This is a genomic window from Streptomyces sp. 6N223 (assembly GCF_052246635.1).
GTDB lineage: Bacteria > Actinomycetota > Actinomycetes > Streptomycetales > Streptomycetaceae > Streptomyces.
Genome location: NZ_JBQQCA010000007.1, coordinates 1 through 17,261 on the forward strand (window position 1 = coordinate 1; position 17,261 = coordinate 17,261).

The following is a 17,261-nucleotide window of genomic DNA, read 5'->3' on the forward strand; positions in this document are numbered from 1 at the left end:
CCCACCGCCGCACGGTGGAAGGGGAACGGCCGATTCGTTCTGCGAACTCGCCGATCCGGTACATGCTGATCACCGTAGATAACTCTGGGCAGCAGTAGGCAAGAATCAGCCACTAGACCTCTCCTCCCTGGGTGCGGACGCTGCCGGCGTGGGTGACGACGATGGCTGCCTGGATCTCGTCGTCGAGGTCGATGTGGAGCGCTCCCTCGCGCAGCAGGTGCGTGAGCGCGGCGGTGACGTTGCGCGCGTACGCGGTGGAGGCGGCCGTGGCCATGGCGGAGGGCAGGTTGCCGGCGCCGATCACGGTGACGCCGCCGTCCGTCACCTCGGTGTGGTCGGGCAGGGAGTCCTCCACGTTGCCGCCGAGCGGCCCGGCGGCCGCGTCGACGACGACCGAGCCGGGCCGCATGCCCTCCAGCGCGGCCCGGGTGACCAGCAGGGGCGGGCGGCGTCCGGGCACCTTGGCGGTGGTGATGACGATGTCGGAGCGGGCGATGTGCTCGGCCAGCGTCTTCTGCTGGACGTTCTCCTCCTCGGAGCGCAGCGCGCGGGCGTAGCCGCCCTGGCCGGAGCCCGCGGAGACGCCGGGCACGTCGAGGAAGCGGGCGCCGAGCGAGCCGACCTCGGCCCGCGCCTCGGGGCGGATGTCGTAGGCGGTCACCACGGCGCCGAGGCGGCGGGCAGTGGCGATGGCCTGCAGCCCGGCGACGCCGGTGCCGAGCACGAACACCTGGGCGGGCGGGGCGGTGCCGGCCGCGGTGGTCAGCATCGGGAAGTATCGCGGGTAGGCGGAGGCGGCCAGCAGCACGGACCGGTAGCCGGCGATGTTCGCCTGCGAGGTGAGCGCGTCCATGGACTGGGCGCGGCTGAGGGTGCGCGGCAGCAGGTCCAGGCTGACGGCGGTGACGCCGCGCTCGGACCAGCCGGAGGCCAGGGCGGCGTTGCCGCGCGGGTCCAGCAGCCCGAGGAGGGTCTGCCCCCCGCGCAGGAACGCCAGGGACTCCGGCCCGGGGGCGTTGACGCACAGCACCACGCCGGAACGCCGGTAGAGCTCGTCGCGGGGCACGACGGCCGCCCCGGCCTCCGTATAGGCGTCGTCGGGGAACCAGGCCGCCTGGCCCGCTCCGGACTCGACGAGCACCTCGGCCCCCGCCGCGCGCAGCCGTGGCACGGCGTCGGGAACCAGGGCCACTCGGCGTTCGCCCGGGTCTCGCTCCCGGACGACGCCGGCGATCGTGTCAGCCATGGGCGTGCCCTCCTCCACTCTCCGATGTGTGGCTCAGTCCCTATGTATGTTCCATGTCACATTTGCTCAAGGCTCGAACCCGAACCGAGCGGGAACCGGGAGGGAGCCGGCCGTGGAGGGCGGGGCTAGTCGGCGGCGGCCGGGACGGGAGACGGCTGCTGGCTGTGGGAACGGTAGATGCCGATCTTCCTGCGGATCTGGGTCTGCTGGTCGCGCAGCCGCGTGATGCGCTCCTCGATGCGCCGGTCGTGCGCCTCCAGCAGGTCCAGCCGTTGCGGCACCGTCTCCCCGCCGTCGCGGGTCAGCCGGGCGAAGCGGACCATCTCGGCGATCGGCATGCCGGTCTCGCGCAGGCAGCGCAGGAGGTGCAGCCAGTGCAGGTCGGTCTCGGAGTACTGGCGGCGGCCGCCGGGGGTCCGGTCGATGGAGTGCAGCAGGCCGATCCGCTCGTAGTAGCGGAGGGTGTCCAGGCTGAAGCCGGACTCCGCGGCGGCCTGGCTCGGGGAGTACACGCGCATGCCCGCAAGAGTTGCACCTGGAGCGGGCTCCAGGTCAAGCTCCGGGCGGGACCGGAGCCGGGCAGGACCTCGACCGCGCTCCGCGCCGTCCCCTGCCGGTGGCTGCCCGTACTACTTCTCCGGCCCGGACCCGGCCCTCGCCCGCGCCTGGCGACTGGCCTCCGGCTCGGATCCGGCCTCCGGCTCTGGTCCGGGCTCGGGCTCGGGCGGTGCGTGGCGGCCCCAGCGGCGGGCCAGGTAGGCGCAGACGATGAGCTGGAGCTGGTGGTACATCATCAGCGGCAGCACGGCGAGCGCCGCGTCGTCGCCGAAGATGACGCTGGCCATGGGCAGCCCGGTGGCCAGGGACTTCTTCGACCCGGCGAAGGTGATGGCGATCCGGTCCCCGCGCGGGAAGCGGAGCGTGCGCGAACCCCGGCCGGTCAGCAGGAGCATCGTGGCGAGCAGCGCCGCCAGCACCCCGGCCAGCGCCACCAGCCGGCGCCAGCTCACCTCGCTCCAGATGTGCTGGTTCATGCCCTCGCTGAAGGCGGCGTAGACGACGACCAGGATGGAGCCCCGGTCCACCAGCGACAGCACGGCGCGGTGGCGCCGCACGAAGCCGCCGATCCAGCGGCGCAGCAGCTGGCCCAGGAGGAAGGGGGCCAGGAGCTGCAGGGCGATCGCGATGAGCGTACCGGCGGAGAAGCCGCCGCTGGAGCCGATGAACGCCGCCGCCAGCAGCGGCGTCAGCAGCGCGCCGAGCAGGCTGGAGAACGACCCGGCGGCGATGGCGGCGGCCACGTTGCCGCGGGCGATGGAGGTGAAGGCGATCGAGGCCTGCACGGTGGAGGGCACCAGGCAGAGGAAGAGCAGCCCGTCGTACAGCTTGTCGGCGACCAGCCAGGGCACCAGTCCCCGGGCGGCCAGGCCCAGCAGCGGGAAGACGACGAACGTCGCGGCGAGGATGGTCAGGTGCAGCCGCCAGTGGCTCAGCCCCTCGATCGCCTCCCGGGTGGAGAGCCGGGCACCGTAGAGGAAGAAGAGCAGGCCGATGACGCCGGTGGCCGCGCCGTCCACGCCCGCGGCGGCGGAACCGCCGGCGGGAAGCAACGCCGCCAGGCCCACCGTGGCGAGCAGCAGCACGATGTAGGGGTCGATGAGCCCGGCCAGTTTTCGCACAGCCAACATTGTCCTCCCCGGCCTCCACGCATGCGCCGTGAGCCCGGATCATGGACGATGGTGCGCGGCGCAAGGATCCGGCCAACGCGACACACGACGACAGCGACCGACCGCGACCGACACCGCCGACCGACACCGCGACCGACCGCAAGCGAACAGAAGCACAGCACAACGAACCAGCAGAAAAGGACCGACCCCTCGTGAGCAGCGTCCCGAATGTGACCCTCAACAACGGCGTGCCGATGCCGCAACTCGGCTTCGGCGTCTGGCAGGTGCCCGCCGACCAGGCGGCCGACGCGGTCGGCCACGCCCTGGCGGCCGGATACCGCAGCATCGACACGGCGACGATCTACGGCAATGAGGAGGGCGTCGGCCAGGCGGTGGCCGAATCCGGCATCCCCCGCGAGGAGTTGTTCATCACCACCAAGCTGTGGAACAGCGCCAAGGAGACGTGGACGCGCGACGCCGTGCTGCGCGAGTTCGACGCCTCCCTCGCCCGCCTGGGCCTGGACCACCTCGACCTCTACCTCATCCACTGGCCCCGGCCGATGCGCGAGGACTACCTGACGGTGCTGCGGGCGTTCGGCGAGCTCAAGGCGAGCGGCCGCGCCAGGGCGGTGGGCGTGTCGAACTTCCAGCCCGACCACCTGCGCCGGGTCATCGAGGAGACCGGCGTGATCCCGGCCGTCAACCAGATCGAGCTCCACCCCTACCTGCCGCAGGGCGACGTGCGGTCCTTCCACGCCGAGCACGAGATCGCCACCGAGGCGTGGTCCCCCCTCGGCCAGGGCAAGGGCCTGCTGGACGACGCCCGGCTGGCGAAGATCGCCGAGAAGCACGGCAGGAGCCCGGCTCAGGTGGTGCTGCGCTGGCACCTGCAGATCGGCAACGTCGTCATCCCCAAGTCCGTGACACCCTCCCGGATCAAGGAGAACATCGACGTCTTCGGCTTCGAGCTGGACGCGGAGGACGTGGCCGCCTTCGCCGCCCTGGAGGACGGCACCCGCTTCGGCCCGGTTCCCGACACGTTCGACTGGGGCTGACCGGCCCGGCCGGGCGCCGGCGTTTCGCCCGGGGCGGACACGCCGCTGGCGAAACGCCTGGCCCCGCCGGCCCCGCGTGCGGGTGAATGCCCGTGACGACGAAAGGGAGGCGGGGCCATGGCGCCGACGGCGGCGTACGACGAGATCGCGGACTGGTACGAGGGGGAGTTCCTCGCCCGGACCGCCGGCGGGGATCCGATCGGCGTCGACCGCGCGCTGCGCGGGCTGCTCGGCGCGGGCGAGGGCCGCCCCTGCCTGGAGATCGGCTGCGGCACGGGCGTACACGCCGCGACCGTGCGGGAGCTGGGGTGGCGGCCGCTCGGCGTCGACCTGTCGGCCGGGATGCTGCGGCACGCGCGGGCGCGCGGGCGCCTGCCGGTGGCGCGCGCGAACGCCGAGGCGCTGCCGGTGCGGGACGCGGCCGTGCCGGCCGTCGTCGCGGCGATGGTCCACACCGACATGCCCGGCTACCCGGCGGTGCTGCGCGAGGCGGCGCGCGTGCTGCGGCCGGGCGGGGTGTTCGTGCACGTCGGCGTCCACCCGTGCTTCTGCGGCGGGTTCGCGGACCGGTCCGACCCCGAGGCGGTGGTGATACGCCCCGGTTACCTCCACGGCCACTGGACGAAGGAGTCCTGGACCGACCAGGGCATCCGGGACAAGGTGGGGGCGGTGCACTTTCCGCTGCCCGCGCTGCTGAACGCCGTGCTGGACGCCGGCCTGGTCCTGGACCGCTTCGCGGAGGGCGGCGGCCCCTCGCCGATGGTCCTGGCCCTGCGGGCCAGGAAGCCCTCGCGCTAGCTGATCTGTCCCCGGACCGCCTTCCCGGGGGGCGCGGCCGCGCGATCCGTCACCGATCCGTTCGTTTCTCGCGCTACCGCCGCCCGCCGCCATGGCGTCGAATGGCAGGGTGAGTACGAAAGGCGCGCGCAGAGCGCTGAGCGCCCTCGCCGGGCTGCTCGCCGCCGGGGCGGGGCTGGCCGCCGCCGAGTTCGTCTCGACCGCGCTGCGGCCCGAGGCCGGCCCGGTCACCGCCGTGGGCGAGGCCGTCATCGACCGCACGCCCGCCGCCGTGAAGGACTGGGCGATCGACACCTTCGGCACCAACGACAAGCTCGCCCTCCAGGTGGGCATCGTCGTCCTGCTCGCCCTGTACGCCGCCGGGCTCGGCCTGCTGACGCTGGTTCACCGGACGGCGGGGGTGGCCGCGGGCTCGGGCGGGGCGCTGCTGTTCGGCCTGGTCGGCGCGGCGGCGGCGTGGAGCCGTCCCGACGCGCGCGGCAGCGACGCCGTGCCCTCACTGCTGGGCGCGCTGACCGCCGCCGCGGTGCTGGCGTTCCTCGGCCGCAGGCTCCACCCGAGGGATCCGGACGGCCCGCCCACGGCGTTCGACCGGCGGGCGTTCCTCGTCGCGGCGGCGTCGGCCGCGGCGGCCTCCGCCGGGGCCGGGCTGCTGGGCCGGGCCCTGCGCTCGCCCAGCACCGTCGCCGCGGAGGCCTCGCGCGACGCCCTGACGCTGCCCGCCGCCGACTCCCCCGCCGCGCCGGTGCCGCCCGGGGCGGAGCTCGACGTGGCGGGACTCGGCCCACACCTGACGCCGAACGCCGACTTCTACCGCATCGACACCGCGCTGTCGGTGCCCTACGTGGACGCCACCCGGTGGCGGCTGACGATCCACGGCCGGGGCGTGCCGCGCCCGATGACGGTGAGCTTCCGCGAGCTGCTGCGCCGCGAGCTCGTCGAACGCGACATCACCCTGGCCTGCGTCTCCAACCCGGTCGGCGGCGACCTCGTCGGCAACGCCCGGTGGATCGGCGTACGCCTGGACGAGCTGCTGCGCGAGGCGGGCGTGCGGCCGCCGTCCGAGGGCGGCCCGGCCGACCAGCTCGTGGCCCGCTCGGTCGACGGCATGACGCTCGGCAGCCCGGTGGAGGTGGTGATGGACGGCCGGGACGCGCTGCTCGCGGTCGGCATGAACGGCGAGCCGCTGCCGTTCGAGCACGGCTTCCCCGTCCGCATGGCCGTCCCGGGGCTGTACGGCTACGTCTCGGCGTGCAAGTGGCTGTCGGAGCTGGAGCTGACGCGCTTCGACGACTACGACGCCTACTGGATCGAGCGGGGCTGGGCGCGCCGCGCGCCGGTCAAGACACAGTCGCGCATCGACACCCCGGACGGCTCGGACACGCTGCGGCGGGGCACCGTGCCGGTCGCGGGCGTCGCCTGGGCGCAGCACACCGGCATCGAGCGCGTCGAGGTGCGCGTCGACGAGGGCCCGTGGCGCGCCGCGCGGCTGGCCGAGGAGGACACGGTCGACACCTGGCGGCAGTGGGTGTGGGAGTGGGATGCCGCCCCCGGCTCGCACCTGCTTCAGGTCAGGGCCACGGACCGGACGGGCACGCCGCAGACGGCGGAACGGGTGGACGTGCTGCCCGACGGCGCCACGGGCTACCACCAGGTGCGGGTGGAGGTGAAGTGAGGTTCCCCCGCCCACCCGCCCCGCGCGAGACCCGCCGTCGTGGCCGGGGTTCGCCTCCCACGCCCCGGCACCCCACCCGGCGCTGAGCGCGTCAGCTCGCGCCGTGGGCCAGGGACAGCTCCTCGATGCGGCCGGCGAGCTGGGCGTCCAGCTCGGTGACCTTGCCGCCGACGCTGTGCGTGTTGACCGAGACGCCCAGCCGGTTGTACGTCAGCGTCAGGTCGGCGTGGTGGTTCATCTCCTCCTGCACCGTGGCGATGTGCACGAGCATCGCGACCGCCGGAAGGTGCCCGCCCAGCACGTAGTTGCGCACCAGCCGGTCCCCCTCCAGCGTCCAGCCGGGCAGGCCGCTCAGGGCCTCGGCGATCTCCACCTCGGACAACGGCTGCGGTGCCATGCCTGCGGCTCCTCTCACGGGGTGTCAGCACGTGCCACTGTAGGAGACCCGGCCGCGCCCCGCCGCTCGCGCGGCGCTAGGGGGTGGCCGGGGCGGGGGCGTCCGTGGGCCGCACCGGGCCGGGCTGCGGGGCGGCCTCGCCGAGCCAGCGGCGCAGCACGCCGTGGACGGCCTCCGCGCCGGCGAGCTCGCTGCCGTCAGGGGTCGGCGCGGAGAGCGTGACCGGCGACATCAGGAAGGCGCGGGTCTGCTCGCCGCCGAGGCCGCCGTGGGAGCCGATCTGGTCCTCGAACGCGTGCACCGCGCCCGTCGCGGGATCCACCGAGGAGTTGACCATGATGTCGGCGGCGTGCGGAAATCCCGCGACGCGGGCGACGGCCGCCGCCGCGCCCGGGCCGAAGGGTGCCAGCGGGTCGGCGCCGACGACCTCCCCGGTGCCCAGGCGGTGTTCGGCGCCGCCCGCGCCGAGCACGATCGGGCCGTGGCGTTCGCCGCGCACCAGCAGGAAGCCGATGCCGGGGTGCTCGGCGAGGCGGCGCAGCAGCCCCGGGTAGCGGCGTTCGATGGTCTCCCGGCTGGCGCGGCCCGGCAGGTCGGGGAAGGAGATCAGGCCCAGGTTGCCGGAGGCGAGCACCACGGGCGCGGCGGGCCCGTCGCCCGCCGGGGGCGGCGGCAGCGGCGGCTCCTCGGGGCGGTGCAGCGCGGCGCGGGCGGCGCCGCGCGCCTCGGCGCCGCTCTCGGGCCCGGGCTGCCCGGCCACGGGCCGCCCGCAGCCGAGGCGTACCAGCTCCTGGAGGGACTGGCCGTAGGCGGCGCGGAAGGTCTCGCCGTGGCTCTGGCCGTGGTCGGAGAGCAGCACCAGGTGGTAGGGGCGGGGGGCGTACGCGATGGCCTGGAGGATCACCTCCACGCAGCGGTCGAGCCGGGACAGCACCTGGCGGGTGTCGCGGCCGCGCGGGCCGGAGTGGTGGGCCACCTCGTCGTACGCCACCAGGTCGGCGTAGACGACGGTGCGGCCGGTCAGCACGTCGCCGACGACGGCGGCGGTGACCACGTCGCGCTGGACGACGGTCGCGAAGGCGCGGATGAAGGGGTAGAGCCCGCCCCGGCTGACGCGGGGCCGCTCGCGGCGCAGCCGGGCGCGGAGCGACTGGCCGACCTCACGGACCAGCTCGGCGGCGAAGGCGAGGGCGGTGCGCCCGGCGTGGGCGGGGTCGGAGAAGTACGCGAAGTATCCCGCGCGCGAGCGCTGTTCGCGGCCGCGGCGGGCGGCGACGGACAGCACCAGCGCGGCCTGCCCGGCGCCGCCGGTGAACAGGTTGCCGCGCGAGGCGCCGTCGCACGCCAGCAGGCCGGGGCCGCCGGCGCGGGCGGCGGCGCGCCGCTGAAGCTCGGCGGCGGCGGAGGGCCGGTTGCTGACGATGACCTCGCCGGTCTCCTTCTCGTACCAGCGGAACGCCGGCACGTCCTCGTTGCTGCCGTGCAGGATGGCGAGCTGCGAGGCGCCTGTCTGGCTGGACCAGTCGGTGCGCCAGGGCGTGAGGCGGTGCGTGTCGCCGCACAGGGCGGCGAGGGTGGGCATGGTGGGGCACTCGCCGGAGATGGCCTCGCACAGCACCTCGCAGCCGATGCCGTCGAGCTGGAGGAAGACGGTGCCGGGTCGGCTGGTGCGCGTCACGGGCGCGGTCCGCGGCAGCCTCCAGCCCGCCATGCGCCGCAGCCTGCGGGCCTGGGCGCGCGGGTCGCGGACGGCGAGGAAGGTGCTGGTGGCGGAGGAGGACAGCGACATCGCGGCGGCGACCACGACGGCGGTCTCGGGGGTGGCGTCGCCCCGGCCGTCGGGGACGGCGCTCAGGGCGAGCCACAGCAGGGAGCCGTTGAGGAGGAAGACCAGCAGGCCGAGGGCGAGGGCGGGCACCAGCAGCAGGGCGCGCACCAGCCAGGGCCAGACGAGGGCGTGCAGCAGGCCGAAAGCGGCGGCACCGAGCGCGGCGGTGACGCCGACGCGGGTGAAGCTGTCGCCGTCGGGCGACTGGAGGCGGAAGTCGGGCAGCACGAGCGCGAGCAGCACCATGGTGAGGGCGCTGGCCGCCCACACCGCCAGCACGCTCACCAGCGCCCGCAGCAACGCCGGCAGCAGCGCCGCGCCGCCGCCGTGCCAGGCCGTCATCCGCACCGCTCGCCCTCCTTTCCCTCCCCCATCACTGTCCATGGCCCGTGTCGGCTCTTGTCGGCTCTCCAATTGTCCACATCCGTCCCGGATGGGGCCGCGTAGGCTTTCGGGGGCAGTGGCAGTGGCAGCGACAGAGAGGAACGCCGGTGCCGGTCGAGATCACCTGGTGGGGTCATGCCACCGCGACCGTACGGGATTCCGGGACGAGCGTGCTGACCGACCCGCTGCTCACCCGGCGCTGCGCCCACCTGTGGCGGCGGCGCGGCCCGGTCCCGCCAGTCTCCGCGCATGCGCCGGACGCCGCGCTGGTTTCGCATCTGCACGCCGACCATCTGCACCTTCGCTCCCTCTCCCGGCTGGGGCGCGGCACGCTGCTGGTGGTGCCGCGTGGCACCCTGCGCGCGGTGCCCGGCGTGCGGGGGCTCGCGGCGCGGATGGAGGTGTGCGAGCTGGCGGCGGGGGAGAAGGTGCCCGTCGGCGGCGTGACGGTGCGGGCGGTGCCGGCGGCGCACGACGGGCGGCGGCTGCCGTTCGGGAGGCCCAGGGTGGAGGCGCTGGGGTACGTGGTGGAGGGGGAGGCGAGGACGTACTACGCGGGCGACACCGATCTGTTCGACGCGATGGAGCGGGAGGCGGGCCCTGTGGACATGGCGCTGCTGCCGGTCGGCGGCTGGGGGCCGCGGCTGGGCCAGGGGCACCTGAACGCCGAGCGCGCGGCGCAGGCGCTGGCGCGGCTGCGGCCGCTCGGCGCGGTGCCGGTGCACTACGGGACGTTCTGGCCGCTGGGGCTGTGGTCGGTGCGGCCGCACGAGTTCCACTCCCCCGGGCACGAGTTCGTCCGGCACGCGGCCCGTCTGGCGCCGGGCGTGACGGTGCACCGGCTCGGGCACGGCGAGAGCGTGCGGCTGGGGGTGGACGGATGAGGGCGGTCGCGGCGGAGGCGGCCGGGGCCGCGGGGGCGGTGTCCCAGGAGTCGGCGCAGCAGGCGATCGGCTACCCCTCGCTCTTCCTGCTGGTGATGGTCGGGGCGCTGGTGCCGGTGATCCCGACGGGCGCGGTCGTCGGCTCGGCGGCGGCCGTGGCGTTCCACCACAGCAACGCGCCGCTGTCCTCGCTGCTGGTGTTCGCGGTCGCGACGGGGGCGGCGTACGCCGGGGACGCGCTGCTGTACTGGCTCGGCCAGCGGGGCGTGCGCTCGCGCAACGGCTCACGCTGGCTGGCGTGGATGCGCGGCCAGGTGGCGCCCGAGCCGCTGGAGCGGGCGAGCGCACGGCTGGAGCGGGGCGGCAGCGCGGTGGTGCTGCTGGTCTCGCGCCTGGTGCCGGCCGGGCGGATCCCGGTGATGCTGGCCTGCCTGCTGGCGCGGATGCCGCTGCGCGCCTACCTGCGCGGCAACCTGCCGGCGGCGGTGGCGTGGGCGGCGACCTACCAGCTGATCGGCCTGCTGGGCGGGGCGCTCTTCCCCCACCCGTGGCAGGGCGTCGCGGCGGCGGTCGCGGTGACGCTGCTGATCGCCGCCACGCCGCCGGCCTGGCGCCGGGCCCGTCGCCTCCGCCGCGCGCGCCGCGCGCGCGAGCCGCGCGGCGGGGCGTCCCACGCGCCCACGGGGGTGCGGTAGTGCGGCGGCGGACTCCGCGTCCCGGTCAGCGCGGCCCCTCACCGGGCTGCGGTCTCCGGCGATCGTCCGTATGACGGAATCCAATTGCTCGCATCACGAGACGCCGGGCAGTGTGGCGGCATGCCGGAACAGGAAGCCGTGTACACCCACGGGCACCACGACTCGGTGCTGCGTTCTCATCGCTGGCGCACCGCGGAGAACTCCGCGGCGTATCTGCTGCCGGAGCTGCGGCCCGGGCTCGCGCTGCTCGACGTCGGCTGCGGGCCCGGGACGCTGACGGCGGACCTGGCCGCGCGGGTGGCGCCGGGGCCGGTGACGGCCGTCGATCACGCCGAGGACATCCTGTCCGAGGCCCGCGCCGTGGCCGAGGAGCGCGGCGTGACGGGGGTGCGCTTCGCACGGGCGGACGTGCACGCGCTGGAGTTCGACGACGACTCCTTCGACGTCGTCCACGCCCACCAGGTGCTGCAGCATCTGGGCGACCCGGTGGGGGCGTTGCGCGAGACGCGGCGGGTGTGCCGCCCGGGCGGGGTGGTGGCGGCGCGGGACGCCGACATGTCGGCGATGACCTGGTTCCCCGAGGTGCCCGGGATGGACGAGTGGCTCGCGCTCTACCTGCGGGTGGCCCGGGCCAACGGCGGCGAGCCGACGGCCGGGCGGCGACTGCACGCCTGGGCCCGGCAGGCCGGGTTCGCCGGGGTCACCGCCTCGGCCTCGGTGTGGTGCTTCGCCACGCCGGGGGAGCGTGAGTGGTGGAGCGGGCTGTGGGCGGAGCGCACGGTGGCCTCTTCCTACGCTCGCACCGCGGTGGACGGCGGGCACGCCACGACAGACGAACTGCACCGCATCGCGAAGGCGTGGCGCGCCTGGGGATCGCACCCGGACGCCTGGTTCAGCGTGCTGCACGGGGAGGTGCGGTGCCGGCCCTAGCCGCGTGAGCCTGGCGAACCGTGGGTGAACGCGGCACTAGCCGTTGCGGCCCCACAGGTACGCGCCGAGGGCGGCCAGCAGCAGGCTCAGCGCGCTGAAGGCGCCGCGCGCCGTGTTCCAGGCGGTCCAGCGGGGCGAGTAGTCGGCCCACAGGCGGGCGGCGTGGGCCGCGTCGTCGGGGGTGCCTGCCGCGGCGAGGGTGTCGTTCATCGGCACGTTGACGATGAACGTCGGCATGAGCGCGCCCAGCAGGTAGACGCCGGCGGCGGCCAGGAACGCCGCGCCCGCCGCGCGGTGGCCCGTCGCCAGGAGCAGGCCGCCGGTGACGGCCGCCGCGAGCGGCGTGCCGAGGAAGGCGGCGAGGAAGACGGGGTTGACGATCTTTTCGTTGATGCTCTGCATAGCCGCGACCGCGCGTTCGGGGTCGATGGCGTCGAGGCCGGGCATCACCGCCACCGAGAAGGCGAAGAACAGGCCGGTCACCGCGCCGGCCGCGACCAGCGTCAGGGTCGCCGAGAGGGCTGATGCGTTCGTCATGGCTCAAGTACAGCCGCGCCCGCCACCCGCGGCCATGAGACGGCGGCTCAACGGCATACGCCGTCGTCTACGGGGGCCGCATCCGGAAGTCGTACTGCTCCGGCAGCGGCTCGTCGGTCAGCGCGGCCCAGGTGTCGCCGATGATCTCGTCGCCCTCGCGCAGGTCCGCGACCTCGAAGCCCTCGTCGAAGACCGCACGCGCCGCCGCCTTCTCGCCCCGGGCGATCAGGATCCCGGCGTGCAGCAGCCGGAACCGGCCGGTGGCGCGGACCTCGGCGGGCAGCCGCTCCCATACGCCGAGCGCGTCGTCGGCGCGGCCGGACGCCAGCAGCGCGGGGACCGCCTCGCGTGCCAGGGCGGCGAGCGCGGCGGGCCCGGCTCCCAGGTCGAGCGCCAGCTCGGCGGCGGCCAGCGCCCGGCCGGCCGCCCGCCCCGGATGGCCCTCGGCGGCGTCGGCCAGCGCCAGGCAGCGCAGCGGCCACGGGCTGCGGACGGCGGCCAGCGAACGCTCCCAGCTGCCGCGCGCCCCGGCGCGGTCGCCCGCATGCCAGCGGGCCACGCCCAGGTGGTAGTCGGTCAGCGGCCCGCCGGGGGCTCGCTCGAGGCGTTCGCGCCAGGCGGGCGAGACCAGGCTGGGGCCGGGCGGTACGCCGGGCTGGGCCTCGAGCGGCGCCTGCGGCAGCCGGCCGGTGGTGAGCAACGACCGCCACGGGCGCTGCGCCGGGCCCAGCGTCGCCGGGTCGAAGGGGGTGCCGGGGAGGTCGTGGCCGCCGCGCGCGACCTCCAGGGCGCCCCAGCCGCTGCCGGCGTGCAGCGGCTCGTCCGGGTCGCGGTCGGCGTGGGGCAGCCAGGCGGCGTGGGCGGCCTCGACCTCGGCGTGCGGCAGCGCCGCCTCGAGCCGCGCCGCCACGTGCTCGCGGGCCGCCGCCCAGTCCCCGGCGTGCGCGGCGGCCGGGTCGGCGGCGAGCGGGCCGTACGCCTCCAGCCAGTGCAGCTCGGCGCCGGGCGCGAGCGGCACGTGCTCCAGCTGGGTGCGGGCCAGGCCCGCCTGGATCTCGGCGTAGCCACCGGTGCCGGGCTGGGTGAGCCAGCGCTGCCAGCGCCGCCCGCCGGGGCCCGAGCCCCAGACGAAGAGCTTGCGGCCGCGATGGGGGCACCTCCCAGGCCCCCAAGGGCCTGGGGGAGGCGAGACGGTGGAGGTCTGGACGAGGCCGGTGCCGTCGGCCTCGACGGCGGCGATCCAGGGGCGCGCGCCGTCCGGCACCTCGTAGAAGAAGTCGGCGGGGTAGCGGCTGTGCAGCGGGTAGCTGCGGTCGGCGCCGTCCCAGTGCGGGACGGGGACGCGGCGCAGGCGGCGTTCGTAGCCGAAGAGCCAGGCGGTCTCGGCGGGCGCCAGCACCCGGGTGGCGGGGCGCTCGGGGACGGCCGTGTTGGACCACCAGTAGACCGGGACGGTGTGGCCGTGCGGGTTGCGGACGCGGACGGCGGCGTAGAGGAAGTCGGAGCCCTCCGGCAGCCACAGGTCGACCTGGAAGGGAGTGTCGCGCAGCCGCTCCCACTCCCACAGGCGCAGCATCCGGCCGCGGCCGTCGGGGGCGGGGAGGGCGGCGGCGTGGACGGGGGCGCAGGAGAGGGTGGTGTGGCCGGTCGCGCCGATGTTCCACTCGATGCCGCCGGAGAACCAGGCGCCGTTGAGCGCGAAGCAGGCGGGCTGGAGGACGGGGTTGGCGTAGAGCAGCTCGCGGCCGGTGGGCTTGTGGTGGAGGGAGTGGACGCGGCCGCCGTAGCCGGGCAGCACGGTGGCGCGCAGCCGGTCGTTCTCGATGACGAGCGCGGGCAGCGCGGTGGCGGCGCGGTCGCGGCCGTAGCCGTCGAGGACGGGCGTGGGCAGGACCGAGGTGAGCGGGGCGTAGCCGAGCTGCGCGGCCATGTCGGGCGGCAGTCCGGCGCGCTGTGCCGGGTCCAGGGCGTCGGGGTCGTGGACCTCGGGCGGCGAGCCCAGCGCGGGCAGGGGGTTCTCGGGGCCGAGGGGCGCCACGGGCAGGGTGAGCGTGGCGCGCCGGACGGTAGGCGTGGTGGGCCGTGGCTTCGGTGTCATCGGTGCCATGAAACACGTCGGCGGCCGGGGCCGGACAGACGCCGAACGGGGCCGAACGGAGCCGAACGGGGACGCCGCCGCCCGCCCCGTGGCAGAGGGCTAGCGGCGGCGCCTCAAGTAGAAGCCGCAGAGGAAGCCGATGGCCGCTGGACCGAAGAGGGCCAGCCACAGGGGCATGGTGACCTCGGGAATCAGCAGCCGGATCTCGGTCTTCCTGGTGTTCTCGAAGATGAAGATGAGCGTCAGGGCGGCGACCACGAGGAGGGCGATGCGCCCTGGGGTGAAGAACTCCGTGGTGGCTTTCGCGCTTTTTGTCCGTGATGTCATGAATCCAGCATGGGCCACCTGCCGCTCGTCCACACCGCGACGCGGTCAGGGGGAGGAGTACACCGCGTTGGCGAACTCCGCGATCTGGTGCTCGGAGAGGTTCCGCGCCAGGTCGGCCTCGCTGATCATGCCGACCAGCCGCTTGTTCGCGTCGACGACCGGCAGGCGGCGGATGCGGTGGCTCTCCATCTCCTGCAGCACCTCCTCGACGCTGGCATCGGTGCTCGTCCAGCGCGGGGTGCCCTCGCACAGGTCGCCGGCGGTGACGCGGGACGGGTCGTGCCCGGCGGCGACGCAGCCCACCACGATGTCGCGGTCGGTGAGGATGCCGCACATCTTCTGGTTCGGGTCGTTCACGTCGCTGACGGGCAGCGCGCCCACGTTGAGCTCGCGCATCAGCTGGGCGGCCCGGTCGAGCGTCTCGGTGGCGGGTATCCACTGAGCGCCGGGGCTCATGATGTCGGCGGCGGTGGTCATGGTGTGCCTCCTGGTGTCCGGCGGTTTCGCTCCTCATGCTCGGCGGCCGTCCCACGCGGGGCGACCGCTGTGCGCCATCCGGGTGACCCGGCGCGGCCGATCTATGCGCCGGAACCGCACGCCGGACCCCCCGCACGCCGGATTCGCCCGCCGGCGGATCGACGCGCCGCTACTCACCGGTTACGCGCGCGATGTCCGGGTGCCCGGCGTGGCGGGCCTACTCCTCGCCCCTCCCCGGGCCGAGGGACTGGCCGCGCAGCTCCAGGCGCGGCACGTCGGGGCGTTCGAAGCCGAAGGCGTGGGCGTACAGGGCGAGTTCGGCCTCCAGGGCGCGCCGGATGGTGGTGGCGCGGCGGAAGCCGTGGCCCTCGCCGGGGAAGGCGAGGTAGGCGTGGGGCACGGGGGTGCCGCGGGCCGCGACGGCGGCGAGGAGGCGTTCGGCCTGGGCGGGCGGGCAGACGGCGTCGTCCAGGCCCTGGAGCAGCAGGAAGGGGACGGCGAGCCGGTCGGCGTGGTGGACCGGGGAGCGGTCGCGGTAGCGCTCGGGGACCTCGGCGAGCGGGCCGATCAGGGACTCCACGTAGCGGGACTCGAAGTCGTGGGTCTCGTCGCCGGTCCAGCCCGCCAGGTCCAGGACGGGGTACTTGATGGTGCCGCAGGCGTAGAGCCCCTCGGCGGCCGGGGAGACGAGGGAGGCGGCCGTCGTCCAGCCGCCCGCGCTGCCGCCGCGGATGGCCAGCCGCGCCGGGTCGCAGCGGCCCTCGGCGGCCAGGGCGCGGGCGACGGCGGCGCAGTCCTCCACGTCCACGACGCCCCACGCCTGCCTCAGCCGGTCGCGGTAGGCGCGGCCGTGGCCGGTGGAGCCGCCGTAGTTGACCTCGGCGACGCCGATGCCCCGCGAGGTGAAGTAGGCGATCTCCAGGTCGAGCACGAGGGGGGCGCGCGAGGTGGGGCCGCCGTGGGCCCAGATGACGTACGGCGGCGCCTCGCCCTCGGGCCCCGCAACCTCCGGGTGGCGGGGCGGGTGGAGCTGGGCGTGGATCTCGCGCCCGCCGGGGCCGGCGACGGTGCGGCGCTCGGGGAGCGGGTAGTACGCCGGGTCGACCGCGTCGTGGTGGGCCTCGGCGACCACGCGGGCGTGGCCGGTGGCGGCGTCGAGCCGGACGATCTCGTGGAGGCGGTCCGGGCCTGCGGCGATGCCGGTGACGCGAGTGCCGTGCACGGCCAGCGCCGGGGACCACTCGGTCCACGGCCCGGGGGCGTCGGCCAGCTCGCCGGTGGCGGGGTCGAGGATGCCGAGCCGCAGCGCGCCCCGGCCGTGGAGGACGGCGATGGTCCCGTCGGCCAGCGGGGCGAACCAGCGGTACCCGATGTGCCACAGCGCGTCGGCGAACTCCTCCTCCCGCGGGCACAGGGCGGTGGCCCGGCCGGTGGCGGGGTCGAGGGTGTGGAGGTTCCACCAGCCGGTGCGGTCGGTGACAGCCAGCAGGGTGCCGTCGGGCGCCCACTCGGCCTGGGCGACGGCCTCGTCCGCGCCGCCGGCGAGGGTGCGCACGCCGGTGAGGACGCCGTCGGGGGCGGCGTCGGCGATCTTCAGCTCGGTGCCGTCCCACGGCATGCGGGGGTGATCCCAGGCCAGCCACACGGCGCGGCGGCCGTCCGGGGAGAGCCGGGGCGTGGTGACGAAGCGGTGCCGGTCGCCGTCGAGTTCGCGCAGGGCGGCGCGGTCCTCGGCGGCCGAGCCGTCCAGCGGCACGGCCACGGGCAGCCGCCGCACGTCGGTGGGGGCGGGGCCGGTGAAGTCCTCCATCACGCCCCACACCTCGCCGAGCTCCGGGTGGGGCCGGGGGTCGCACCAGCGCAGGCCGCCGCCGACGCCCGAGACCGGGGTGAGCGGGCGCGGCTCCGCGCGCCCGCCCGGGGCGTCGGGCTCGACGGCGTACAGGCGCTGGTCGCCGAAGTGGCTGAAGACGACGAGAGGCCCGCCCTCGTCACGCGGCACGCCCGCCCAGGGCCGGCCGCCGTACTCGATGACGCGGCTGCGGACGTTCCACGGCGGGGGCAGCACGGTGGCGGGCCCGGGCTCGCCGGGCCGCAGCCGCAGCAGGGCGCGGCGGCCGCCCTCCCCGGGGCGGGGCGCGGTCCACCACAGCTCGTCGCCGACCGCGCCGAGGTACTCGGGGGCGCCGTCGGTGGCGGCGACCAGCGCGGCGTCGATGGGCGAGGGCCAGGTGCCGTACGGGGCGGTGGCGCGGGGCATGGG

The 17,261-nt window shown here is 75.6% G+C and carries 16 protein-coding genes; 6 read left to right on the top strand and 10 right to left on the bottom strand.

Features of this window, described 5'->3' with window-relative positions; genetic code table 11:
- Window positions 1-112: 112 nt before the first annotated feature.
- The 3 genes from ACTWQH_RS06990 to ACTWQH_RS07000 form a co-directional block, all read right to left on the bottom strand.
- A complete protein-coding gene (locus ACTWQH_RS06990; protein WP_443285476.1) occupies window positions 113-1,246 on the bottom strand; it encodes an NAD(P) transhydrogenase subunit alpha in 1,134 nt (377 codons plus the stop codon).
- A 125-nt stretch (window positions 1,247-1,371) separates the two neighbouring features.
- The gene (locus ACTWQH_RS06995) at window positions 1,372-1,764 is read right to left on the bottom strand and encodes a MerR family transcriptional regulator (RefSeq protein ID WP_443285477.1); all 393 of its coding nucleotides are present in this window, start codon (window positions 1,762-1,764) and stop codon (window positions 1,372-1,374) included.
- Window positions 1,765-1,875: 111 nt separating this feature from the next.
- Window positions 1,876-2,925 (bottom strand): bile acid:sodium symporter family protein, encoded by a 1,050-nt coding sequence (locus tag ACTWQH_RS07000; protein ID WP_443285478.1) that lies wholly within the window; start codon window positions 2,923-2,925, stop codon window positions 1,876-1,878.
- 200 nt (window positions 2,926-3,125) lie between these two features.
- Here ACTWQH_RS07000 and ACTWQH_RS07005 point away from each other — a divergent pair, with 200 nt between their 5' ends.
- The 3 genes from ACTWQH_RS07005 (at window position 3,126) to ACTWQH_RS07015 (ending at window position 6,441) form a co-directional block, all read left to right on the top strand.
- Entirely contained in the window at window positions 3,126-3,968 is an 843-nt protein-coding gene (locus ACTWQH_RS07005) for an aldo/keto reductase (protein ID WP_443285479.1), read from the top strand.
- 117 nt (window positions 3,969-4,085) lie between these two features.
- The gene (locus tag ACTWQH_RS07010) at window positions 4,086-4,766 is read left to right on the top strand and encodes a class I SAM-dependent methyltransferase (RefSeq protein ID WP_443285480.1); all 681 of its coding nucleotides are present in this window, start codon (window positions 4,086-4,088) and stop codon (window positions 4,764-4,766) included.
- A gap of 91 nt (window positions 4,767-4,857) precedes the next feature.
- Window positions 4,858-6,441 (top strand): molybdopterin-dependent oxidoreductase, encoded by a 1,584-nt coding sequence (locus ACTWQH_RS07015; RefSeq protein WP_443285481.1) that lies wholly within the window; start codon window positions 4,858-4,860, stop codon window positions 6,439-6,441.
- Between the two features lie 91 nt (window positions 6,442-6,532).
- Here the strand turns inward: ACTWQH_RS07015 and ACTWQH_RS07020 are convergent, their stop codons facing one another.
- Both ACTWQH_RS07020 and ACTWQH_RS07025 read right to left on the bottom strand, forming a co-directional pair.
- Window positions 6,533-6,838, bottom strand: a complete 306-nt coding sequence (locus ACTWQH_RS07020; RefSeq protein ID WP_443285482.1) for a 4a-hydroxytetrahydrobiopterin dehydratase — start codon at window positions 6,836-6,838, stop codon at window positions 6,533-6,535.
- 76 nt (window positions 6,839-6,914) lie between these two features.
- Window positions 6,915-9,008, bottom strand: a complete 2,094-nt coding sequence (locus ACTWQH_RS07025) for a phage holin family protein (RefSeq protein ID WP_443285596.1) — start codon at window positions 9,006-9,008, stop codon at window positions 6,915-6,917.
- Between the two features lie 149 nt (window positions 9,009-9,157).
- Here ACTWQH_RS07025 and ACTWQH_RS07030 point away from each other — a divergent pair, with 149 nt between their 5' ends.
- The 3 genes from ACTWQH_RS07030 to ACTWQH_RS07040 all read left to right on the top strand — a co-directional run bounded on the left by ACTWQH_RS07030 (window position 9,158) and on the right by ACTWQH_RS07040 (window position 11,559).
- Window positions 9,158-9,934 (top strand): MBL fold metallo-hydrolase, encoded by a 777-nt coding sequence (locus tag ACTWQH_RS07030; RefSeq protein WP_443285483.1) that lies wholly within the window; start codon window positions 9,158-9,160, stop codon window positions 9,932-9,934.
- The gene (locus ACTWQH_RS07035; RefSeq protein ID WP_443285484.1) at window positions 9,931-10,629 is read left to right on the top strand and encodes a DedA family protein; all 699 of its coding nucleotides are present in this window, start codon (window positions 9,931-9,933) and stop codon (window positions 10,627-10,629) included. Before ACTWQH_RS07030 ends, ACTWQH_RS07035 begins: the two co-directional genes overlap by 4 nt.
- Before the next feature lie 120 nt (window positions 10,630-10,749).
- Entirely contained in the window at window positions 10,750-11,559 is an 810-nt protein-coding gene (locus ACTWQH_RS07040) for a class I SAM-dependent methyltransferase (protein WP_443285485.1), read from the top strand.
- A 36-nt stretch (window positions 11,560-11,595) separates the two neighbouring features.
- On the opposite strand, the gene ACTWQH_RS07045 is transcribed toward ACTWQH_RS07040, so the two are convergent.
- The 5 genes from ACTWQH_RS07045 to ACTWQH_RS07065 all read right to left on the bottom strand — a co-directional run bounded on the left by ACTWQH_RS07045 (window position 11,596) and on the right by ACTWQH_RS07065 (window position 17,258).
- Window positions 11,596-12,096, bottom strand: a complete 501-nt coding sequence (locus ACTWQH_RS07045) for an anthrone oxygenase family protein (protein WP_443285486.1) — start codon at window positions 12,094-12,096, stop codon at window positions 11,596-11,598.
- Between the two features lie 67 nt (window positions 12,097-12,163).
- Window positions 12,164-14,194: a DUF5107 domain-containing protein gene (locus ACTWQH_RS07050; protein ID WP_443285487.1), complete on the bottom strand. Its 2,031-nt coding sequence runs from the start codon at window positions 14,192-14,194 to the stop codon at window positions 12,164-12,166.
- A 99-nt stretch (window positions 14,195-14,293) separates the two neighbouring features.
- Window positions 14,294-14,521: a hypothetical protein gene (locus ACTWQH_RS07055; RefSeq protein WP_443285488.1), complete on the bottom strand. Its 228-nt coding sequence runs from the start codon at window positions 14,519-14,521 to the stop codon at window positions 14,294-14,296.
- Window positions 14,522-14,566: 45 nt separating this feature from the next.
- Window positions 14,567-14,998 (bottom strand): CBS domain-containing protein, encoded by a 432-nt coding sequence (locus tag ACTWQH_RS07060; protein ID WP_443285489.1) that lies wholly within the window; start codon window positions 14,996-14,998, stop codon window positions 14,567-14,569.
- Between the two features lie 217 nt (window positions 14,999-15,215).
- The gene (locus ACTWQH_RS07065) at window positions 15,216-17,258 is read right to left on the bottom strand and encodes a prolyl oligopeptidase family serine peptidase (protein ID WP_443285490.1); all 2,043 of its coding nucleotides are present in this window, start codon (window positions 17,256-17,258) and stop codon (window positions 15,216-15,218) included.
- Window positions 17,259-17,261 lie beyond the last annotated feature (3 nt).

Excerpts from the sequence above, each read along its gene's own strand:
- ACTWQH_RS06995 (WP_443285477.1), bottom strand. The coding sequence starts at position 1,764 with ATGCGCGTGTACTCCCCGAGCCAGGCCGCCGCGGAGTCCGGCTTCAGC.
- ACTWQH_RS07055 (WP_443285488.1), bottom strand. The coding sequence starts at position 14,521 with ATGACATCACGGACAAAAAGCGCGAAAGCCACCACGGAGTTCTTCACC.
- ACTWQH_RS07035 (WP_443285484.1), top strand. The coding sequence starts at position 9,931 with ATGAGGGCGGTCGCGGCGGAGGCGGCCGGGGCCGCGGGGGCGGTGTCC.
- ACTWQH_RS07010 (WP_443285480.1), top strand. The coding sequence starts at position 4,086 with ATGGCGCCGACGGCGGCGTACGACGAGATCGCGGACTGGTACGAGGGG.
- ACTWQH_RS07015 (WP_443285481.1), top strand. The coding sequence starts at position 4,858 with ATGGCGTCGAATGGCAGGGTGAGTACGAAAGGCGCGCGCAGAGCGCTG.
- ACTWQH_RS06990 (WP_443285476.1), bottom strand. The coding sequence starts at position 1,246 with ATGGCTGACACGATCGCCGGCGTCGTCCGGGAGCGAGACCCGGGCGAA.
- ACTWQH_RS07050 (WP_443285487.1), bottom strand. The coding sequence starts at position 14,194 with ATGACACCGAAGCCACGGCCCACCACGCCTACCGTCCGGCGCGCCACG.
- ACTWQH_RS07045 (WP_443285486.1), bottom strand. The coding sequence starts at position 12,096 with ATGACGAACGCATCAGCCCTCTCGGCGACCCTGACGCTGGTCGCGGCC.
- ACTWQH_RS07065 (WP_443285490.1), bottom strand. The coding sequence starts at position 17,258 with ATGCCCCGCGCCACCGCCCCGTACGGCACCTGGCCCTCGCCCATCGAC.
- ACTWQH_RS07025 (WP_443285596.1), bottom strand. The coding sequence starts at position 9,008 with ATGACGGCCTGGCACGGCGGCGGCGCGGCGCTGCTGCCGGCGTTGCTG.
- ACTWQH_RS07040 (WP_443285485.1), top strand. The coding sequence starts at position 10,750 with ATGCCGGAACAGGAAGCCGTGTACACCCACGGGCACCACGACTCGGTG.
- ACTWQH_RS07020 (WP_443285482.1), bottom strand. The coding sequence starts at position 6,838 with ATGGCACCGCAGCCGTTGTCCGAGGTGGAGATCGCCGAGGCCCTGAGC.
- ACTWQH_RS07060 (WP_443285489.1), bottom strand. The coding sequence starts at position 14,998 with ATGACCACCGCCGCCGACATCATGAGCCCCGGCGCTCAGTGGATACCC.